Source organism: Brachybacterium avium, from assembly GCF_002216795.1.
Classification (GTDB): Bacteria; Actinomycetota; Actinomycetes; order Actinomycetales; family Dermabacteraceae; genus Brachybacterium; species Brachybacterium avium.
This window is the reverse complement of sequence record NZ_CP022316.1, coordinates 1,919,101-1,939,097: the sequence shown is the minus strand read 5'-3', so window position 1 is coordinate 1,939,097 and position 19,997 is coordinate 1,919,101. Positions and strand designations below refer to the sequence as shown.

The window sequence follows — 19,997 nt, the reverse complement described above, 5'->3', positions numbered from 1 at the left end:
CGAAAGTGTGTCAAGGAGGCCGGACGTACTACGGTCCCCTGCGACCATTGGCTCTCTAATCCAGCCGGAAATCGCACGTTGTCGGCACTGATCCGTAAGATCAGAGATTCCGTAGTGGCAGAGGAGCGGCAGTGGTAACCAGCAAGAGAACCCGTGTGGTCGGCGCGATCATCCGACGGAGCAACACGGTCTTCGCCGCGAGGCGCAACACCGATCGTAGCGCTGGCGGTTTATGGGAATTCCCTGGCGGCAAGGTTGAGCCCGGAGAGACTCCCGAAGAGGCTTTGAAGAGGGAGCTCCGCGAAGAGCTTGACATTGATGTCTCGGTCGGTAGGTTCGTCGACAAGAGCATCAGTGATGTTGCCGGCGTGGTCATCGAGCTGTCGTGCTACACCGCAACTCTCGTTGATACCGAGCCAACATCGAGCACGGATCATGACGCCATGGCCTGGATAGATCTCAACGACCTGGATCAGTTCGAGTGGGCGCCGGGGGACGTCCCCATCATCGAGCGCTTAATCCTGACCCTTCCCGAAACGTGGGCTGCTCCGGGGCCCACGCGGTGACGGCACCACGCTCTCTTGATCCCGGGCTGTACGAACTGCTCGTCACGGCTGGTTTGAGCAGCCTTCTCGACGACACTGATGCCGGTGGGCTGACTACCCTGACCTCTGACGTCGACTCTGAGGATGTTGCCCATGTCCTGACGCAGCACATTTCAAGTGCGGTCAGCAAGGCGTTGCAGGACACGCCGCAAGAGAGCCAGATTGATCTTGCCAATCAGATCCTGCGTAGTTTGCCTCCGGCCGAGCGAGACGCCTCAGTCGCTCCTGGCCCCCGCCTTCTCACCTCCGTGACGGAACCCCACGGAAGCGTGGTCCCGCGTCCCTCCACACCGTTGAGCGGCGTCGCCCTCTTCACGAACTCCCGGTTGGATCCGCAGCTGGGCTCAGAGCTTCGGCTAGAGATGGCCAGCGCGGATCAGATCGATTTACTGTGCGCGTTCGTGCAGTGGAGCGGCATCCGTGTTCTCGATGACGCGCTTCGCGCCGCGGCGGAACGCGGTGCGAAGATCCGTGTGCTCACCACGACGTATATCGGCGCCACCGACCGCAAGGCGCTCGACCACTTCGTCAAGGCGCTTGGTGCCGAGGTACGGGTCAACTACGACTCCCAGTCCACGCACCTCCATGCCAAGGCATGGATGTTCCATCGGAAGAGCGGCTACACCACCGCCTACGTCGGCAGTTCCAATATGAGTCGCGCCGCGCTCGTCGATGGGCTGGAGTGGAACGTACGGCTGTCGCGCAACGCCACTCCGAGCCTGCTGGATAAGTTCGAGTCGACCTTCGATACGTACTGGGACGATGCCGCTTTTGCTCCCTACGATCCCGACCAGGACGCGGAGTATCTCGACGCGCTACTGGCCAAAAACGGCGGCCGTACCGGCGCCGGAACTTTCGACGTGAGCCAGCTCGATGTTCGCCCGTACCCCCATCAGAGCGAAATGCTCGATGCCCTTGACGCAGAGCGCGACATCCATGACCGTCATCGCAATCTCCTCGTCGCCGCCACAGGCACGGGTAAGACCGTCATTGCAGCGCTGGACTACAAGCGATTGCGGTCCTCCCCTGCCGATCAGCCTTCTCTGCTCTTCATCGCTCACCGCAAGGAGATCCTCGAACAGGCGCTGCGTACCTACCGAGATGTCCTCAAGGATGGCAGCTTCGGCGAGCTTTTCGTCGGCGGGCTCAAGCCGACTCGAGGAAAGCACGTCTTCGCCTCGATCCAGTCCATCGCAAGGGCCGAGGAACTTCACCGGTGGGCAGAAGACCACTTCGACGTCGTCATCATTGACGAATTTCATCATGCTGAGGCGACGACCTACCGTCGCATTCTCGACCACTTCATGCCCCGAGAGCTTCTGGGCCTGACCGCCACTCCTGAGCGTGCTGACGGAGTTGACGTTGCCGCCGCCTTCTTCGATGGACGGATCGCCAGCGAGCTTCGCCTGTGGGACGCGCTCGGGGCTGACCTCTTGGTCCCATTCCACTACTTCGGTATCGCCGACGGGGTCGATTTGAGTGGCATCCGATTCTCTCGTGGACGGTATGATCTCGGAGAGCTCGACAAGGTCTACACCGGCAACGATGCACGGGCAGCTAAGGTCTTGTCGACCGTTCAAAACAAGGTCACTGACCCCTCGCGAATGCGGGCACTCGGCTTCTGCGTAAGCGTCGATCATGCCCGCTACATGGCGCAGGTCTTTAATGCCGCAGGACTTCCCGCTCTTGCTCTGTCCGGAGATTCCCATAGTGATGAGCGCCGTGAGGGGCTCGAGAAGCTGCGCCGAGGCGAGCTCACGTGTCTCTTCGCTGTCGATCTCTTCAACGAAGGGCTCGACATACCCATGGTCGACACCGTGCTCATGCTCCGCCCCACCCAATCCGCAACGATTTTCCTGCAGCAGCTAGGACGAGGCCTTCGACGAGCTGATGACAAGGCCGTTCTCACGGTGCTCGACTTCGTCGGCTTACAGAACGAACAGTTCCGCTTCGACCTGAAGTACCGAGCCCTTACCGGACTCTCTCGCAACAGGCTTGAACGCAACGTCAGGACCGGATTCCCATTCCTCCCTCCTGGATCTCAAATCGTGTTCGATCGAGTGTCACAGGACATCGTTCTGACGAACATCCGCAAGCAACTCAAGTTATCAACCAAGGACCTCGTGGTGGACGTCCGCCAGCACAAGTCCGCGGACGTCACCGCTGACGAATATTCGCTGGGGAGCTACCTTCACGAAGCAGAAAGATCGCTCGCAGATATCTACGCTTCGTCGTCCCGAACATTCCAAGGAGAGAAGCGCGCTGCGAGCTGGTCAACCCTCGTGGACTGGGCCTTTCCTGCCGAACGCTCCTCCGTCGGCACAGAAGTCGACGAGACACTCATGCGCCGTGTCAGTGCCCTCACTCACGTGGACGATCCGGACCGCATCCGCGCCTACCGTGATCTGCTCACTACTTCGTCGCTCCCGCATGGAGTCGAATCAGATCTGTACGCCGCGATGCTCTACTTCAGCTTCTGGCCCTCGGGGACCCTCGGCATTCGGTCGGGCCTGGATCAGATTCGATCCCGTCCTCAGCTGGTGACCGAGGTTGTCGACTTGCTGGATTATCGCAAGCTGGCATCCCGTTCACTACCTCGATCACTCGGTGGGAACTTGTCATCCACGCCTCTCCGCTCGCACGCACAGTTCTCCCGCGAAGAGCTTCTGGCAGGACTTGGCCTTGGCACACTCGATAAAGGCACCCCCGGTTCGATCCGCGAGGGCGTCAAATGGCTACCTTCACTACGAACAGATGCGCTGCTAGTGACGCTTAAGAAGTCGGAAGCGGACTACTCGCCGACCACGATGTACCGCGACTACGCGATCAACCAGGACTACTTCCATTGGGAATCGCAGAGCACGACGCGCACCGAGAGCGCCACCGGGCAGCGGTACACCACGCACGTCGAGCGAGGTAGCAACGTGGTGCTATTTGTTCGCCGGGCGAAAACTGGCGACCTTGGCACCGAGCCCTACACCTGCCTAGGCACAGCAACATTCGAACATTCGACGGGCTCGCGGCCTATGCAGATCGTATGGAAGATGGACCGAACCATGCCTGTCGATCTGTTCCTGGAGGCCAAAGCGGCAGCATAAGACGCGCGGCTACTCGCACCAGCAGCTCGTATGTGCCATCTTGCAGCGCAGCCTCAGACCGTTCTCTAATGCGTCTGCTTCGCCCGACCTGGAGCCCGCACCACCCCGAACCCCACCATCCCCACCACCGGCAGTAGCGGCCACCAGGTCACGCCGCTCTCCCCCACTACGCCCACTGAGGCCATCACGGCGAGCCCCGCGATCACGGTGACGGCAGCAAGTATCGGCTTCCACATCGCCGGTGCGGGCCTGTCGTCGGCCCGCGGATCCTCGAACCGGCCCAGCACCAGCACCACCGCCCCGGTGAGTGCCAGCAGCACCAGAGCCCACAGCGGCCGGGTCGCCCACCACACACCGGTGAGCGGCTCCGGCAGCAACGCCCTTGCATCGAGAGCCAACAGCAGGTGCGCGAGGCCCACCATCACGGTGAGGTGCCACAGGAACCAGGTCATGATCCGCTGGTTCACCAGCACTGTCACGAACCACAGCCGGGGTCTCGTCAGCAGCGCGGTGAGCGGCTTCTCGAGGGAGAGCACCAGGCCGGCCTGCATCATCCCAAGGAACGCCATGGTGATGCGGGTGGGGCTCGAGTTGGAGATGTCATCAGCGGCGGAGGTGATCATCGAGACCGGGTACGGGCCCACGATCACCAGCAGCAGCAGACCGGCAAGACCGACCCCGGCGAGCAGCAGACGCCTGCCGGCACCGGCGAGACGGCCGTCCAGCCAGGCGTACCCGAACTGGTGGAACGCGGCCCAGACCAGCAGATAGTTCGGGTAGCCCAGCAGCGGCTGATCCGCCACGAGACTCACCGCGTCCACGATCCCGGCGAGCGCGAGCACGCCGATGATCGACCACCATCCGAACCTCTCCCACAGCAGCAGGCAGGGCGGGGCCACCAGGATCACCATCAGGTAGGCGGCGAGGAACCAGGTGGGAATCAGCGCCATCTGGGAGGCGAGCTGCACCGTGGCGTGCGGCGCCCCGGCGGCGACGGCCACCACCCCGATCACCAGCCAGGCCAGCAGCAGCGGGATCAGCGGGATCCCGAGGCGCCGCAGCCTCGCACGCAGCCACTGGGCGTAGCCCACGTCCTTGCGGCGGGCGGAGCGCCAGGAGAGGGCGTTGGAGTAGCCGCCCACCAGGAAGAAGATCGGCATCACCTGGAACACCCAGGTCAGCGGGTGGATCCAGACGGCACCGTCGAGCACGCCGTGGGGCTGGATGCCGCCGTCCGCGTCGACCCCGATGATCGTCCAGTGCCCGAGCACCACCACGGTGATCGCGGCGGCGCGCAGGAAATCGACCACGCGGTTCCGGCTGGCCGGGGTGGCGGCATCGACCTTCTCGGCGCGGCTCAGGCGGGTGCTCGTCATCGACCTGTCCCCTCGTCAGTGCCCCGACCAATCCCGGTCGGGACGGGGCCGCTGGCTGTGACCGCAATCTACCGGAGCGGCGCGAGCGGCACGCCCTCTTGGCGCCGCTGTGCCATCTGGGCAAGAGCGCTTCCGTGCCGGGGCGGGATCTGCCAGGCTCGCCGCATGTCAGCACCTCATCATGCAGAGCACGCCCACGCCGGCCCCTCCGAAGACCTCTCCCCCAGCGAGTACTGGGAACAGCGCTACTCCGGCCGGGAGCCGATCTGGTCCGGGAAGGTCAACGAGACCATGGCGTCCGTCGTCCGCGACCTCAGCCCGGGCGCGGCGCTCGATCTCGGCTGCGGGGAGGGTGGGGACGTGCTGTGGCTGGCCGAGCAGGGCTGGCAGGCACTGGGCCTGGACATCTCCGCCACCGCCGTCGGTCGCGCTCGCGCCGCCGCCACGGCTCGAGGCCTCGAGGCCGCCACTTTCACTGCCACGGACCTCAGCACCTGGGAGCCGGAGCCGCACAGCCTCGACCTCGTCACCGCCTCGTTCTTCCAGTCCAGCGTGGCGCTGGACCGCACCGCGATCCTGCGCCGGGCGGCCTCAGCGCTGCGCCCGGGCGGGCACCTGGTGGTCACCTCCCACGCCGCCCCGCCCTCCTGGGCTTCCGACCATCCCGCGAGGATGGTCAGCATCGACGAGGAGGTCCAGCAGCTCGCCCAGCCCGCCGAGGACTGGGATGTGGTCACCGCCGAGGAGCGTCAGCGCCCTGCGCTCGACCCCGAGGGGCATGCGGGCGAGCACCTGGACGCGCTGCTGGTGCTGCGCCGGCGCTGATCGTGCGGGGCGGGGCATCGATCGCGCCGACGCCCGCCCCGCCTCGTAGCCCGTTCAGCCCTGCGCGGCGAGCGCCTGCCGGTACCACTCGAAGGCGGCCTGCGGGTCATCCACCGTGGTGCCGTCCACGCCGATCGCGATGGCGTGGGCCATCTGCTCGGCGGTGCGCAGCGGCCAGCCGTGCACGCGCCGGCCTGCGGCGTGCTGGGCCGCGACCGCGTCGGCGGTGAGGCCCTTCCAGCCGCAGAGCAGTGCCGAGGCGGCGGTGCGCTCGAGCAGCGCGTCCAGGCCCTCGGGGTGCTTCTCCCCCACCGGCAGGCGGTGCACGATCATGCCGCGAGGGATCTGCGGCAGCAGCTCGCGCGCCTGGACGAGAGCCTCGGCGCGGAAGCTGGTCAGGCGCATGCGCCGGACCACCTCGGGACGGGCCTCGAGGAACCGGGCCAGCAGCGGCACCACCGCCGGGTCCTTGATCTCCACCTCCAGGCCTGCGGTGGTGGCCGCGCAGACCTCCTCGAAGGTGTGCAGGCGGTGCCCGTCCCGCAGCGGCACCCGCTGGATCTCCTCCAGGGTCATATCGGCGACGGGGCCGAGGCCGCGACCGTCCTCGTCGCCCGCAAGGCGGTCCAGCGTCCCATCGTGGATCACCACGATGCGGTCATCGGCGCTTCGGCGGAGATCCAGCTCGAGCTCCCGGCAGCCCATCTGCTCTGCCAGCTGGAACGAGGCGAGCGTGTTCTCCAGCGCGTGGGTCATGGCGCCGCGGTGCCCCACGATCAAGAGCTCGCCGCTGGCGGTGTCCGGTCCGGGGTCGGTGCTCCTCATGGACGCCATCCTCTCAGGGCCGTCCTCCTTGGGCGGCCCGTCTATTCGCAGCCCACGCCGTCGCCCGCGCGTCCCGGTTGCAGGTGGGGCGTGGGAGCAGGCTCCGGGGCCGGCTGGGTCTGGGTGCCCCCACGTCGCAGGCGAGTGTGCGGTGCCACCACACTGGGACGCCATCTGAATGACTGCGATCGGGACTCCACACCGTCCTCGAGGATCAGCACGACTGTCTCCAGCAGCCAAGCGTGCGTGTCGAAGCCGAGCCGCAGCTCACGATGGGGCCAGTCGTCGTCCTCGAGAGGCTCGATCCACTGCGACCAGTCGGCAGCCTGCACCGCGTCCTCGCTCAATACCCCATGTCTGAGTGCGCTGTGGTGAACCTTCACGCGGCGAAGTCAGCCAGCGCGCGCCGGATCGCCTCGGAACGCGACAGGTGCTCCCGCTCGGCCACCGCATCCAGGGCGGCAACCTCCTCAGCCGTCAGGCGGACCGCCACAACCTGCATCGGCTCGGCGCCACGCCCGGGACGTCCACGTCCGCGACGCTTCAACTCTTCGACGTCGTACCCGGCCTCGGCTTCGTCGGCCCAACGCTGGATCTGCTCCTCGCTCGTCATGCGAATATCGTATAACGTAAATCGGGACGGCGGTAGACCAGCGTTCGGGCCCCGACATGACCGGTCGGCTCCTCAGGAGCAGGATCTCCTGAGAACGCGGGATGACGTGCGGCAGCGCGAGCAGTGACACCCCGCGGCGACGAGCGGACAGCCGAGCGGGGCCGGAGCCCCACCCGGCCTCAGGAGATCAGCCTCAGAGGCTGACGAGCGCGACCACCACGAAGGTCAGCACGAGCGCCAGCGTGACAGCCAGGTTGCTGCGCCAGGTGGGAGCCTGCTCGCCGGCGTCGGCATTCGCAGGGACCGCCGGAATCTGTCCGGTCTCGGCTGCGGCCTGCAGTTCGTGGCCGACGGTGACGTCATGACGCGAATCCATACGGGGGTCCCTCCTTCTCACAGTGGTAGGAGCACATCGCACAGGCCTGATCGCGGCCTGACCAGACGCGGAGTCCACGCGCGCCTTCTGTGCTCATGACAAGAGTAGAGCCGCTGGTGACCCCCTGAAAAGGGTGGTGACCCAGTGGTCACTGGGATCACATTTCCCAGCCCTGCACGGCAGGGTACGGGGCGGTGCTCGATGGCGGCCAGCTCGACGGGCCCGGACTCGGCGGCGGGCGCGTACCGTGACCCGAATGATCGATCCGCAGTGGTGGCCGCTGGGCCTGGCCGCGCTGGCCGTCCTGGCCGGCGCGGTGTCGGTGCGCACCACCGGGATGGGCTTCGCGCTGCTGTCCTCACCGTTCCTGGTGATGGCGCTGGGCCCCTTCGAGGGCATCCTGGTCACCAATGTGTGCGGGATCGTGGCCGCGCTGCTGAACCTCATCGTGATCCACCGGGACCTGGACTGGAGGCGCGCCGCGAAGGTGGTGCCGGCCGGGATCGTGGGCACCGTCCCCGGGGCGCTGCTGGTGCTGTGGCTGCCCGCGCCGGTGCTGGCCATCACGATCAGTCTGCTGGTGATCGCCGGCCTGCTGTTCACCATCGTGTCGCGGTCGCTGCAGGTGCCCAACTCCTTCTGGGTGGGCGCCGGCGGCGGATTCGCCTCGGGGCTGATGACCGTGACCGCCGGTGTGGGTGGGCCGGGGCTGGTCGTCTATGCGCTGGCCACCCAGTGGGAGCACCGGAGCTTCGCCGCCACTGCCCAGCTGCACTTCGCCGTGCTCGGTGTCGCCGCCCTGCTCACGAAGGGGGCGCTGCCCACGCTGCCGGTCACCGGATGGGCGCTGCTGCTGGGGATGCTGGTGGTCGGGCTGATCGGCGGCAACGCGCTGGCCCGGCGGGTCCACGGCGCCCGGGCGATGCAGTGGGTGATCGTGATCGCGATGGCCGGAGCGACGCTCTCGCTCATCCAGGGTCTCGTGCAGCTGTGAGCCGCTGCCCGGTGCGGCCCCTCGCGCACCGGACACGAGGCCCCGGGCGGAGCGATCGACACTGCCGGATCGTCGGCCCCCACCGTCGATCCCGCAGCTCCCGCCCGCGTGAGCCTCGTGCCGGCGCCTCCCCCGAGGGGGTCCCGCACCCGCCACCTGAAATCTACGGGCCCCTGAACAGGAGAGCGATGGGGTGAACTGCCCGGGGAGAAGTCCCCGGGGAGAACTCCCCATCCGGATCGTCCCCAGCATCCACCGGCCCGCCCATGGTGGTGAGGCTCCCCGGGGTCTACACTTCACCACCCCGCCACGATGCTCGTGGAGGTCGCGTGCCGGGGTGAGAGGACATCGCTCCACGGCCACCGAGGAGGCCCTGTGCGCCCGCTCGTGATAACCCAGAACATCACCGCCGACGGCTCGATCGAGATGCTCGATGACTGGTTCGACCCCACCGACTCCCCCGCCGATCAGCGCGCGATCCTGCAGCGGGACAGCGCCGCCTGCGACGCGATCCTGCTGGGCCGGCAGACCTTCGAGGACTTCCGCGGCTTCTGGCCGGCCCGGACCGACGACACCACCGGCATCACCGACGAGCTGAACCAGCTGACCAAGTACGTGGTCACCTCGACCATGACCGACCCGGCCTGGGCGCACTCCACCCTGCTGAGCGGCGATCCCGTCCAGGCCGTGCGCGCCCTGAAGCAGGGCGAGGGCGCCGAGATCTCGCTGACCGGCTCGATCAGCCTGTGCCATCCCCTGATCGCGGCCGGGCTGGTGGACGAGTACCGGCTGTGGACCTACCCCTACGTCCAGGGCCGCGGGCGCCGACTGTTCCCAGAAGGTCACCGCGAACGGCTCGAGCTGCTCGAGCACCGAGCCTTCGACTCGCACGTCATCTACACCCGCTGGGCCCCCAGGAGGGACTGATATGACCACCGACGCCGCCGCACCGGTCCCGGGCCGGGACCACTACATCGCCTCCCGCACCGTCGCCGCCTCCCCGTCGGAGGTGTTCGCGCTGCTGGCCGATCCGTCGCGGCACTCCGAGACCGAGCCAGGGGACTGGGTGCGCGCTTCCTTGGAGGCGGACCCCGCCCCGCTGACCGAGGTCGACCAGATCTTCGGCATCGAGATGTTCCACGAGAACGCCGGCGGCCGCTACGACATGCACAACCGCGTGATCGCCCTCGTCCCCGAGCGCACCATCGCCTGGCAGCCCGGCCAGTACGGACCCGACGGCACCTGGGGCGGCGGCGGCTGGACCTGGCGATACGACCTCGCGCCCGATGGCGAGGGCACCCGTGTGACGCTCACCTACGACTGGAGCGCGGTGCCGCACCCGATGCGGGAGCAGTTCGGGCTGCCGCCGTTCCCGCCGAGCTTCCTCGAGGAGTCGCTCGCGGCGCTGGAGCAGGCGGTGATGGCGGGGTGAGCCGGCGAACGACGACCCCGCCCCCTAGCTTGCAACATTTGTGTTGCACGAGTACCGTGGGGGCGTGAGCACCATCGACCAGCCCGCGAGGCCCGACTCGGAACTGTTCACGTTGAAGGTCCGCTCGACCTCTCGGGCCCTGGGCAGTCAGGCGAAGCTCGCGACCTGGGCCGGCGTGAGCCGCTCCCAGACGACCAGGTGGGCCGAAGGCACCACCGTGCCGTCACCGGACGCCGCCCGCGCCGTCACCGACCTCGAGTTCATCATCTCGCGTGCCCGCATGGTCTGGGATGACTCGGTGATCCTCGACTGGCTGAACGGTCAAAACGCGTTCCTCGACGGTGCCACCCCGCTGGCGATGATCCGCCGCGGACGTACGTCCGAGGTCCTCGACGCCATCAGCGGCGACGAGGCCGGCGTCTACGCCTGATGCTGCTGTATCGCGTCCATCCGTGGATCCACGGCATGGATCCCACCGCTCCGTACGGTCCGTTGCACATCCCACCCGGACAGGGTGCTGGCCGCTGGGACAATCCCGACCTCTACGCCCTGCGGTACTTCTCGACGACTCCCGACGGCGCGATCGCGGAGACCTTCGGGCATCTGGCGACCTGGTCCCCCGGCATGCTGCTGGTACCGGGCGACGCCGATGCAGTCCGGGCGCTGAGCACCTATGAGGTCCCCGGTGCCTCCCGATTCGCCGATCTCGCGGACCCGAACGTGCTGCGCGACCTGGGCGTCGGGCGCGTCACCGAAGTCACCGAGCGCAATAAGCGACGCACCCAGCGCCTCGCAGCGAAGATCTATGACCGGGGCTCGTGGGAGGGCATCTCCTGGTGGTCCTATTACCACCCCGCCATCACACTGGTCGCGACCTGGTTGAGGGACGGCATCTCGTGCACCGAGACCCGTCCGCTGAGCATGGACGCACCCGAGATCGACGAGGCCGCCCGGCTGATCGTGCGCACGGTGCGCTGAATCCCGAGCCCGGGTACAGGCGGCGCAGGGACGACCACGCCGTCCCGTCAGCTCTGCGCTCTCCCCGCCTCCTCCGGGCTGCGGGAGAGCCGCGAGGCCAGCAGCGGGAACACCAGCACCGTGATCGCTCCGCCGGTGACCATCGCCGAGGCGACGGTGACCGAGATCAGCCCCGAGCTCGCGGCGATCTGGGTGACCGCCACGATGATCGGCAGCCCGGTCGCGGCGTACAGGCCCAGCGCCACCTTCTCCCGCGGGGTCTCCAGGCCCGACCCGGTGGGCGTCCACAGCTCGCGTGCGAGCACCGGCAGGCCCCGCACCACCACGATCATCCCCACGAACCCCAGCAGCAGCGGCCAGACGCCGAGCACGGCGATCACGTCGATGCTCATCCCGCTGGTGAGGAAGAAGACCGGGATCAGCAGACCGAACCCGAGCACCTCCACCTTGTGCATGATCTCCTCGACGTGCTCCGGTGCGCCGCCGCGCAGCGCGGCGTGCAGCAGCAGGCCGGCGGCGAAGGCCCCGAGGGCGACGTCCAGCTCCAGCACCGCGGTCAGCAGCATCAGCGAGATCATCACCCACACCGTGATCCGCACGATGGTCTGCATCGTCGAGTCGGAGGCGGCGGCGAAGGCCCGGCCCAGCAGCGGCACCTTGCGGAAGAGCCGGGCCGGGACGGCCACGATCACCACTGCCAGCACCGCGAACAGCACCAGCACGGCCGCCGCCTGGAGGGTGGCGCGCGTGGTCAGCAGCAGGGACATCGCGACCACGGGCAGCAGCTCGCCGAAGGCGCCGTGGATCATGGTCGCCTTGCCCAGCGGGGCGCCGAGCACACCGGAGTCCTTGAGGATCGGCAGCAGGGTGCCCAGCGCGGTGGAGGTCGCGGCGATGCCGAGCACGGCGGCGATCTGCCAGTCGCCCCCGGCGATCAGCAGCCCGGCCCCCACCCCGAGGCCGACGCACAGCAGCCAGGTCAGGGCCGCGCTGCGCCCGGCCCGGCTGCGCATATCGGAGGTGTTCACCTCGAAGCCGGCCAGCAGGAACAGGAATCCGAGCCCGAGCTCGCGCAGGAAGGCGACGGCCTCGGTGCTGTCGGCGAGGCCGAGCGCATGCGGGCCGATCACCATGCCCAGCACCAGCAGCCACACCACGTCCGGGATGGTGCGGCGTGTCAGCAGTGCGAGGACCGGGGCGAGCACCGCCGCTGCGGCGATCCACCACATCGACAGCAGGTTCTCGATGAGGATCGTGGACTCATGCATGGGCGAAGACTACGTGCCTCCGCGGAGTTCGAGGAGACGAAGCGAAGAGTTGGATACGGTGGGGGCATGTCGGTCTCAGAGCTCTCCACCAGCGCCCAGAACTATCTCAAGGCGGTCTGGAGCCTGGCGGAATGGTCGAAGGAGCCGGTGACCACCTCCGCCATCGCCGAACGGGTGGGGGTGCGACTGTCGACGGTCTCCGACGCGGTGCGCAAGCTCGCCGACCAGGGCCTGCTCGAGCACACCCGGTACGGCGCGATCGGGCTCAGCGCGACGGGCCGCGCGCACGCGCTGTCGATGGTGCGCCGTCACCGCCTGATCGAGACGTTCCTGGTGGAGACCCTCGGCTACGGCTGGGAGGAGGTCCACGACGAGGCCGAGCATCTCGAGCACGCCGTCTCCGACCTGCTGGTCGACCGGATCGATGCGCTCCTGGGCCGCCCCGCGCGCGACCCCCACGGCGATCCGATCCCCACCGCCGACGGCGAGGTCGAGCTCCCCGACGCCCGCCTGCTGTCCGAGGTCCCGGCCGGGACCTCCGTGGTCGTCGAGCGCATCTCCGACGCCGATCCGCGGCTGCTGTCCTTCTGCGCCGAGCACGGCATCACCGTCGGTGCGACCCTCGAGGTGCGCACCGGCCCGGCGTTCTCCGACTCCCTCGAGGTCACCGTGCCCGGATCCTCGGCCGGGGTGCCGCTGGGGCGCTCCGCGACCGACGCGATCTGGGCGAGCATCCCCGCCTGACGGCGTCCCTCGAGCTCAGCCCCGCGGTGCAGCCGGGATCTGCGCCTCGTCCCTCGTCTCGGCGGCTGCTGCCCTGCCCATCCGGTCGGGGGTGCCGACCGCTCCTGCTGCGCCGGCCGCTGCTGCCGGATCTCCGGCGCCCGCCTGATCGTCGGTGGGAACACCCGCGCCGCCGCTGCTGCGGCGCCACGAGGTCAGCAGTCGCGGGAGGATCCCGTAGCGCGGGGCGAGCAGGTAGACCACGGTGAAGATGGCGCCCTGGACCAGGACGATGAGACCTCCGGAGGAGGCATCGACCCAGTAGCTCAGGAAGATCCCCGTCACCGAGGCGAGCACGGAGATCGTCGGCGCGATCAGCAGCATCCTCCCGAAGCGGTCGGTGAGCAGGTGCGCGGTGGCGCCGGGGACGATCAGCATCGCCACCACCAGCACCACGCCCACGATCTGCAGCGCGACCACGGCGGTCACCGCCAGCAGGCCGAGCAGCAGCGCTCCCAGCCGGCGCGGCGAGAGCCCGATGGCCTGGGCGTGGATGGGATCGAAGGCGTAGAGCGTGAGGTCCCGTCGCTTCAGCACCAGTGCCACGAACGCGATCCCGGCGAGGATGCCGATCTGGATCAGGTCGCTGGAGGAGACGCCCAGGACGTTGCCGAACAGGATGTGGCCGAGGTCGGTGTGACTGGGCGTGACCGAGATCAGCACCAGGCCGAGGGCGAACAGGGTGGTGAACACGATCCCGATCGCGGCGTCCTCCTTGACCCGGCTGGTGCCGCGGATGGTCCCGATGAGCACGACGGCGAGCACCCCGAAGACGATCGCGCCGACCGCGAAGGGCACCCCGACGATGTAGGAGAGCACCACGCCGGGAAGCACCGCGTGCGAGACGGCGTCTCCCATCAGGGACCAGCCCACCAGCACCAGCCAGCACGACAGCAGCGCGCACACGATCGCCGCGGCGACCGTCGCGGCCAGCGCACGCACCATGAACTCGTACTGCAGGGGTTCCATGATCAGATCGAGCGGGTTCATCGTGCCTCCTCGCGGGTCATCGGGTCCAGGCCGAACGCGCGGCCCAGCATCTGCGGCGCGAGCGCCTCGGCCACGTCGCCGTGGAACAGCACGCGGCGCCGCAGCAGGATCGCGGAATCGGCGAGCTGCGGCAGGGCATGCAGGTCATGGCTGGAGACCAGGACGGTGCAGCCGTCGGCGGCGAGTTCGCGCAGCAGCCCGACGATCGTGGCCTCGCTGCGCTTGTCGACGCCGGCGAACGGTTCGTCCAGCAGCAGGATGGAGGCGCCCTGCGCCAGGCCGCGGGCGACGAATGCCCGCTTCTTCTGCCCCCCGGAGAGCTGGCCGATCTGTCGATCGGCGAGGTCGGTGAGCTCGACGCGCTCGAGCGCGTCGGCGACGGCCTCGTGATCGGCGCGGCGCGGCCGACGGGTCAGGCCCTGCTGTCCGTACCGGCCCATCATCACGACATCGCGCACGCAGACGGGGAAGGCCCAGTCCACGTCCTCGCTCTGGGGGACGTATCCCACCAGGCCGCGGCGGCGGGCGCGGGCCGGATCGCTCCCGTCCATCAGGACGCCCCCGGCGCTCGGGGTGACCATGCCCATGATGGATTTGAAAAGGGTCGACTTCCCCGAGCCGTTCATCCCGACCAGGCCGGTCACCTCACCGGAACGGATGAAGAGGTCGACCTCCTCCACGGCGGTGACCGAGCCGTATCGCACGGTCAGCCCGCTGACCTCGATGCTCATGCTGCCGCCTCCTGACCGGTCAGGCCCGTGACGATGACGTCCGCATCGTGGCGGAGCAGCTCGAGATAGGTGGGAACGGGGCCGTCCGCCTCGGAGAGGGAGTCGACGTAGAGGGTCCCGCCGAAGCGGGCGTCGGTCGCCTCGACGACCTGCTGCATCGGCTTGTCCGAGACGGTGGATTCGCAGAACACCGCGGGGATGCCCTGCGCGCGCACGGTCTCGATGATGCCGGCGATCTGCTGCGGGGTGGCCTGCTGCTCGGCGTTGACCGGCCAGATGTAGTGCTCCTCCAGCCCCACGTCGCGGGCGAGATAGGAGAACGCGCCCTCGCAGGTCACCAGGGCCCTCTCGCTCTCGGGGAGGGTCTCGATCTCGGTGATGAGGTCGTCCTGGATGGTGCGCAGCTCGCTCTTGTACGCGGCGGCGCTGTCCTCGTACGCCTGGGCGTTCTCGGGGTCCAGGTCGCTGAAGGCGGTGACCATGTTGTCCACGTAGATCGCGACGTTCTCCGGGCTCATCCAGGCGTGGGGGTTCGGGGTCCCGTCGTAGGCGTCGCCGGTGATGTCCATGACGTCGATCCCCTCGGAGACCACCACGTGGGGGACATCGGCGGAGTCGACGAACTTCTCGAACCAGGATTCGAGGTGCAGCCCGTTGTCCAGGATCAGATCCGCCTCCGAGGCCTTCGCGACATCGCGGGGGTCGGCTCGTAGCCGTGGATCTCCGCACCGATCTTCGTGATCGACTCGATCTCCAGGTGCTCCCCGGCGACGTTCTGGGCGATGTCCTGCAGCACGGTGAAGGTGGTCAGCACGGTGGGCACGTCCCCGTCACCGCTCGCCGAGGTCCCGGCTCCCCCGCAGCCGACCAGTGCCAGGAGCGCCACGACCGCCCCTGCCACCGCCCTTCTCGTCCTCGCCGCCCGGTTGCCCATCGCCGTTCTCACCGCATCTTCCTTCTGTCGCGTCGCCTGAGTTCGGCATGCCGAACTTGATGGAGCATACAGCCCTGAGTGCGGGGCTGCGAGCCGTCGTAGTTCGTCATCACGTAGTTCGATGTTTGGGTAGACTAACCCTGTCGTGATACCACTAGATGTGGGCGGGCAACCCGATTATCAGCCCACATGTAGTGCCCACTCGAGACCGAAAGGCCCTTGAATGCCCCCTGCGCTCCGTGCCCTCGCGCACCCGGCGGCCGCCACCGGCCCCGGGCCCGACGCGACGCCCGATCTCGTGTTCTTCTCGAGCGTCTCGGAGAACACCCGCCGCTTCGTCGAGCGGCTGGAACGGCCCGCCGCCCGCATCCCCCTGCGGCCCCGCCTCGAGGGCTCGCTGCAGGTGACCCAGCCCTATGTGCTCGTCGTCCCCACCTATGGCGGCGGGCGTCACGCCGGGGCCGTCCCGAAGCAGGTCATCCACTTCCTCAACGACCCCGAGAACCGCGGCCTGCTGCGCGGGGTGATCGCCGCCGGCAACACGAATTTCGGCGAGGACTACTGCCTGGCCGGCCCGGTGATCTCCGCCAAGTGCCAGGTGCCGGTGCTGTACCGATTCGAGCTGCTGGGCACGCCGGATGACGTCGAGCGGGTCGACCACGGGCTGGACCGCTTCTGGGAGCAGGAGCCGGTCGCCGCACCCCAGCCGTGAAGCGGCGCCCCTCCCCCAGCCCGACCCGGCCGGACCCACGACCCCGCGACCGCCCCGCGCCGCCGCTCACGACCCACGACCCACAACCCACGACCCGCGAGAAGGAACTCCCGATGACCGTCATCACCGAACCCCATCCCCTGCTCGAGCACTCGATCACCCCGCCCGGGTACCGACACGACCCCACCGCTCGGCTGCGTCCGATCAACTGGAACCGGGTGGGCGATGAGAAGGACCTCGAGGTCTGGAACCGGCTGACTGCGAACTTCTGGCTGCCGGAGAAGGTGCCGCTGTCCAACGACCTGCAGTCCTGGCAGCAGCAGCTCGACGACGTCCAGCGCACCGCGACGATGCGGGTCTTCACCGGGCTGACCATGCTCGACACCGTCCAGGCGACCGTCGGAGAGGTCTGCCAGATCCAGGACGCGCGCACCGAGCACGAGGAGGCGGTGTACACGAACATCGCCTTCATGCAGTCTGTGCACGCCCGGTCCTATTCCTCGGTGTTCTCCACCTTCTGCAGCACCCCGGAGATCGACAGCGCCTACCGCTGGGCGGTGGAGAACGACCTGCTGCAGCAGCGGTGCACGACGGTGCTGCAGCACTACTACGGGGACGATCCGCTGAGGCGCAAGGTGTCCTCGACGCTGCTGTCCTCGCTGCTGCTCTACGCGGGCTTCTACCTGCCGCTGCACTTCTCCGTCCGGGCCACCCTCACCAACACCGCGGACATGGTCCGCCTCATCCTGCGCGACAAGGCCGTGCACGGCTACTACTCCGGCTTTAAGTACCAGCGCGGGCTGGCCCAGCACGACCAGGCGACGCAGGAGAACATGCGCGAGTTCACCTACGCCCTGCTCGAGGAGCTCTACGAGCTCGAGCTGCAGTACTCCAGCGAGCTGTACGAGCCGCTGGGGCTGATGGATGATGTCGCCGCGTTCGTGCGCTACAACGCGAACAAGGCCCTGATGAACCTCGGCTATCCCGCCCGGTTCACGGCCGAGGAGACTCGGGTCAGCCCCGAGATCCTCGCCGCGCTCTCCCCCGGCTCCGATGAGAACCACGACTTCTTCAGCGGTTCCGGCTCCGCATACGTGATCGGCACCGCAGAGGAGACCAGCGACGAGGACTGGGACTTCTGAGCGCAGCCCCCGAACGCTGTGCGGCGCATCTCCGGCCCGACGGCCGGCGCCGCACAGGAGACCTCAGACGCCCCCGGGCCCTCGCCGCTGATGGCGAGGGTCCGGGGGCGTCTGCCGGTGGCGTCAGGCTCCGCCGGCAGGACGATCCGTGGAGTGGCGCGCCTCCGCGGCGCTCTCCCCCTGCACAGAGCGGGATCCGTCGCCGCTGCCCCCGGCCGCAGCCGGGACGGCGGCGGCGTGGGCCGGCTCGGTCGTCGGCCCGTCGGCCGCAGCCTGCTGGTCCGTCTCCTTCGGGGCGAGCCCGATGGTGGTGCGCAGGGTCGTCTCCCGCACGATCAGCACTGCGACGAGGGTGATGAGCGAGATGATCGCGGCGATCAGGAAGATGTGCCCGAAGCCGTCCGCGTAGGCATCGTGGACCAGATCCTGCACGGGGCCGGGCAGATCCGACAGGTCCAGCTGCGTGTCCGAGCCCTGCCCGCCGACGTCTGCGCCGGTGATGCCCTGCTCGGCCAGCCGCTCCTGGACTCCCGCCGCGACCCGATTCGTGAGGATCGCGCCGAGGGCGGAGACGCCGATCGCGCCGCCCAGGGAACGGAAGAACGCGATGGTGGCCGAGGATGCGCCGACGTCCGTGACGTCTACCGTGTTCTGCACGGCCAGGACGATGTTCTGGATGAGTGCACCGACGCCCGCGCCGGTCAGCGCCATCGAGATCGCCACCCAGAGGTACCCCGTGGTGTGGTCGACCGCCCCCAGCCCGGAGAGGCCGAGGACCATGAGCACGCTGCCCAGCAGCATGATCGGCTTCCACCGCCCGGTGCGGCTGACGATCATCCCGCCGATGGCGGAGGAGAACGTCTGGACGATGATCATGGGCAGGATGAGCAGCCCGGCCTCGGTCGGGGTATGCCCCTTGCCGAGCTGGAAGTACTGGGTCAGGAACACGGCCGGTCCGAACATCGCCACGCCCACGGCGATGCTCGCGACGATCATCAGGGCCGCGGTGTTGTTGCGCAGCAGCCGGATCGGCACGATCGGCTCGGGGGCGCGCAGCTCGACGATGACGCCGAGGGTCGCCGTGAGGAGGAAGCCGCCGACGAAGGCGGCCGACTCCCAGGAGATCCAGTCGTAGCTGCTGCCGGCGAATGTGACCCACAGCATCGGCAGCGCGGCGGTCAGCGCGATCAAGATGCCGCCGGCGTAGTCGATGCTCACGCGCCGGGCCGGCTGCGGCGGGATCCGCAGCTTCAGCTGGATGAGCACGAGGGAGGCCACCGCCAGGGGGACGCAGACGAAGTAGGTCCACCGCCAGCCCAGCCCATCGGTGATGACGCCGCCGAGCAGCGGGCCGGAGACGGTCGCGATCCCCATGACCCCGCCCATGAAGCCGGCGTACCGGCCGCGCTCGCGGGGGGAGATGATCGCGCCCATGATCGACTGCACGAGCGCCATCAGGCCGCCCATGGCGATGCCCTGGACGACGCGTGCGGCCATCATCATCGGGATCGAGGTGGCGAATCCGGCGATCAGCGAGCCGGCGACGAACAGCACGATCGCGAGCTGCACCAGGCGCTTCTTGTCGAACAGGTCGGAGAGCTTGCCCCAGATCGGGGTGCTGATCGTCATCATCAGCAGGCTGGCGGTGATCACCCAGGTGTACTGCCGCTGGGTCCCGTTCAGGTCCGCCATGATCGTGGGCAGCGCGGTGGAGACGATCGTGTTCGAGAGCAGCGCGGTGAACAGCGCGGCCAGCAGGCCGGTCATCACCTGCAGCACCTCGCGGTGCTGGAGGGACTTCGTCGGGGTCGAGAGGGTATCGGTCATCGGGTGAGGTCCTTTCCCTGCCCGCCGTGCAGGCGGGAGGTGAAATCGGCGAGGCGGAGGTTCAGCTTCTGCAGGACCTCGAGGGCGTCGTGGATCTCCTGCGGCGACCAGTCGTGCAAGACATCGGTGAATTCAGCGGCGATCTCTCGCTGGGTCTCGTGCAGATGGGTGCGTCCGCGCGGGGTGAGGCTGACGACGCAGGCCCTGCCGTCGGACGCATCGACGCGGCGCTCGACGTGCCCGTCCTGCTCGAGGGCGTCGACCGCGCGGGAGGTGACGGACACGGAGGCCGAGACCTCCCGGGCGAGTTCGCTCAGGCGCGCATCCCGGTGGTCCAGGAACTGGAGCACGCCGCTGGCGGTGCTCCAGGCGGTGCGCTGCCCGGACTGCTGCCCGGCGTAACGGAAGACCCGCAGGGTGGTGACGAGCTCGCGCAGGATGGCGCCGGCATCGCCGGGGTCCTCACGATCGATAGTTGTTTGTGGCAT

The 19,997-nt window shown here is 68.3% G+C and carries 20 protein-coding genes and 1 pseudogene; 11 read left to right on the top strand and 10 right to left on the bottom strand.

The features are described from left to right. Positions 1-131: 131 nt before the first annotated feature. Together CFK39_RS08770 and CFK39_RS08765 are read left to right on the top strand one after the other, a co-directional pair. Positions 132-566, top strand: coding sequence for a (deoxy)nucleoside triphosphate pyrophosphohydrolase (locus tag CFK39_RS08770; protein ID WP_245822382.1), 435 nt, complete (start codon positions 132-134; stop codon positions 564-566). Then, positions 563-3,703: a DEAD/DEAH box helicase gene (locus tag CFK39_RS08765; RefSeq protein WP_089066352.1), complete on the top strand. Its 3,141-nt coding sequence runs from the start codon at positions 563-565 to the stop codon at positions 3,701-3,703. Before CFK39_RS08770 ends, CFK39_RS08765 begins: the two co-directional genes overlap by 4 nt. A 65-nt stretch (positions 3,704-3,768) precedes the next feature. Here the strand turns inward: CFK39_RS08765 and CFK39_RS08760 are convergent, their stop codons facing one another. Then, complete coding sequence (locus CFK39_RS08760) at positions 3,769-5,079, bottom strand: acyltransferase family protein (protein ID WP_089065146.1); 1,311 nt, start codon at positions 5,077-5,079, stop codon at positions 3,769-3,771. A gap of 165 nt (positions 5,080-5,244) precedes the next feature. On the opposite strand from CFK39_RS08760, the gene CFK39_RS08755 reads away from it, so the two are divergent. Next, positions 5,245-5,904 carry a class I SAM-dependent methyltransferase gene (locus CFK39_RS08755; protein WP_089065145.1) on the top strand — a complete coding sequence of 220 codons (660 nt, stop codon included), beginning with the start codon at positions 5,245-5,247 and terminating at the stop codon, positions 5,902-5,904. A gap of 54 nt (positions 5,905-5,958) precedes the next feature. Here CFK39_RS08755 and CFK39_RS08750 read toward each other — a convergent pair whose 3' ends face one another. The 3 genes from CFK39_RS08750 to CFK39_RS08735 form a co-directional block, all read right to left on the bottom strand. After that, positions 5,959-6,729, bottom strand: coding sequence for a glycerophosphodiester phosphodiesterase (locus tag CFK39_RS08750; RefSeq protein WP_089065144.1), 771 nt, complete (start codon positions 6,727-6,729; stop codon positions 5,959-5,961). A 379-nt stretch (positions 6,730-7,108) separates the two neighbouring features. Continuing rightward, complete coding sequence (locus CFK39_RS08740) at positions 7,109-7,342, bottom strand: ribbon-helix-helix protein, CopG family (RefSeq protein WP_089065143.1); 234 nt, start codon at positions 7,340-7,342, stop codon at positions 7,109-7,111. Between the two features lie 193 nt (positions 7,343-7,535). After that, the gene (locus CFK39_RS08735; RefSeq protein WP_089065142.1) at positions 7,536-7,718 is read right to left on the bottom strand and encodes a hypothetical protein; all 183 of its coding nucleotides are present in this window, start codon (positions 7,716-7,718) and stop codon (positions 7,536-7,538) included. Between the two features lie 256 nt (positions 7,719-7,974). Between CFK39_RS08735 and CFK39_RS08730 the strand changes: the two genes are divergently transcribed. The 5 genes from CFK39_RS08730 (at position 7,975) to CFK39_RS08710 (ending at position 11,122) form a co-directional block, all read left to right on the top strand. Next, entirely contained in the window at positions 7,975-8,712 is a 738-nt protein-coding gene (locus CFK39_RS08730) for a sulfite exporter TauE/SafE family protein (RefSeq protein ID WP_089065141.1), read from the top strand. A 375-nt stretch (positions 8,713-9,087) separates the two neighbouring features. After that, positions 9,088-9,639: a dihydrofolate reductase family protein gene (locus CFK39_RS08725; RefSeq protein WP_089065140.1), complete on the top strand. Its 552-nt coding sequence runs from the start codon at positions 9,088-9,090 to the stop codon at positions 9,637-9,639. A 1-nt stretch (position 9,640) separates the two neighbouring features. After that, positions 9,641-10,144 (top strand): SRPBCC family protein, encoded by a 504-nt coding sequence (locus CFK39_RS08720; protein ID WP_089065139.1) that lies wholly within the window; start codon positions 9,641-9,643, stop codon positions 10,142-10,144. Between the two features lie 64 nt (positions 10,145-10,208). Beyond that, positions 10,209-10,574, top strand: coding sequence for a helix-turn-helix domain-containing protein (locus tag CFK39_RS08715; protein WP_089065138.1), 366 nt, complete (start codon positions 10,209-10,211; stop codon positions 10,572-10,574). Positions 10,575-10,609: 35 nt separating this feature from the next. Continuing rightward, positions 10,610-11,122 carry an RES family NAD+ phosphorylase gene (locus CFK39_RS08710; protein WP_157697119.1) on the top strand — a complete coding sequence of 171 codons (513 nt, stop codon included), beginning with the start codon at positions 10,610-10,612 and terminating at the stop codon, positions 11,120-11,122. 47 nt (positions 11,123-11,169) lie between these two features. On the opposite strand, the gene CFK39_RS08705 is transcribed toward CFK39_RS08710, so the two are convergent. Further along, positions 11,170-12,390, bottom strand: a complete 1,221-nt coding sequence (locus tag CFK39_RS08705) for a cation:proton antiporter (protein WP_089065136.1) — start codon at positions 12,388-12,390, stop codon at positions 11,170-11,172. A 66-nt stretch (positions 12,391-12,456) separates the two neighbouring features. Here CFK39_RS08705 and CFK39_RS08700 point away from each other — a divergent pair, with 66 nt between their 5' ends. Continuing rightward, complete coding sequence (locus tag CFK39_RS08700; RefSeq protein ID WP_089065135.1) at positions 12,457-13,134, top strand: metal-dependent transcriptional regulator; 678 nt, start codon at positions 12,457-12,459, stop codon at positions 13,132-13,134. A gap of 15 nt (positions 13,135-13,149) precedes the next feature. Here CFK39_RS08700 and CFK39_RS08695 read toward each other — a convergent pair whose 3' ends face one another. The 3 genes and pseudogenes from CFK39_RS08695 to CFK39_RS08685 all read right to left on the bottom strand — a co-directional run bounded on the left by CFK39_RS08695 (position 13,150) and on the right by CFK39_RS08685 (position 15,828). After that, positions 13,150-14,163: a metal ABC transporter permease gene (locus CFK39_RS08695; RefSeq protein WP_089065134.1), complete on the bottom strand. Its 1,014-nt coding sequence runs from the start codon at positions 14,161-14,163 to the stop codon at positions 13,150-13,152. Further along, on the bottom strand, positions 14,160-14,894 hold the full coding sequence (locus CFK39_RS08690) for a metal ABC transporter ATP-binding protein (RefSeq protein ID WP_089065133.1): 735 nt from the start codon (positions 14,892-14,894) through the stop codon (positions 14,160-14,162). Before CFK39_RS08690 ends, CFK39_RS08695 begins: the two co-directional genes overlap by 4 nt. After that, positions 14,891-15,828: pseudogene (locus CFK39_RS08685) on the bottom strand (metal ABC transporter substrate-binding protein). Before CFK39_RS08685 ends, CFK39_RS08690 begins: the two are co-directional and overlap by 4 nt. Positions 15,829-16,051: 223 nt before the next feature. Here CFK39_RS08685 and nrdI point away from each other — a divergent pair. Both nrdI and nrdF read left to right on the top strand, forming a co-directional pair. Beyond that, a complete protein-coding gene (gene nrdI / locus CFK39_RS08680; protein WP_089065132.1) occupies positions 16,052-16,540 on the top strand; it encodes a class Ib ribonucleoside-diphosphate reductase assembly flavoprotein NrdI in 489 nt (162 codons plus the stop codon). Between the two features lie 113 nt (positions 16,541-16,653). After that, a complete protein-coding gene (gene nrdF / locus CFK39_RS08675) occupies positions 16,654-17,682 on the top strand; it encodes a class 1b ribonucleoside-diphosphate reductase subunit beta (protein ID WP_089065131.1) in 1,029 nt (342 codons plus the stop codon). Positions 17,683-17,805: 123 nt separating this feature from the next. Here the strand turns inward: nrdF and CFK39_RS08670 are convergent, their stop codons facing one another. Then, complete coding sequence (locus tag CFK39_RS08670; protein ID WP_089065130.1) at positions 17,806-19,509, bottom strand: MDR family MFS transporter; 1,704 nt, start codon at positions 19,507-19,509, stop codon at positions 17,806-17,808. Then, positions 19,506-19,997: a MarR family winged helix-turn-helix transcriptional regulator gene (locus tag CFK39_RS08665; protein ID WP_089065129.1), complete on the bottom strand. Its 492-nt coding sequence runs from the start codon at positions 19,995-19,997 to the stop codon at positions 19,506-19,508. The genes CFK39_RS08670 and CFK39_RS08665 overlap by 4 nt, the downstream gene beginning before the upstream one ends.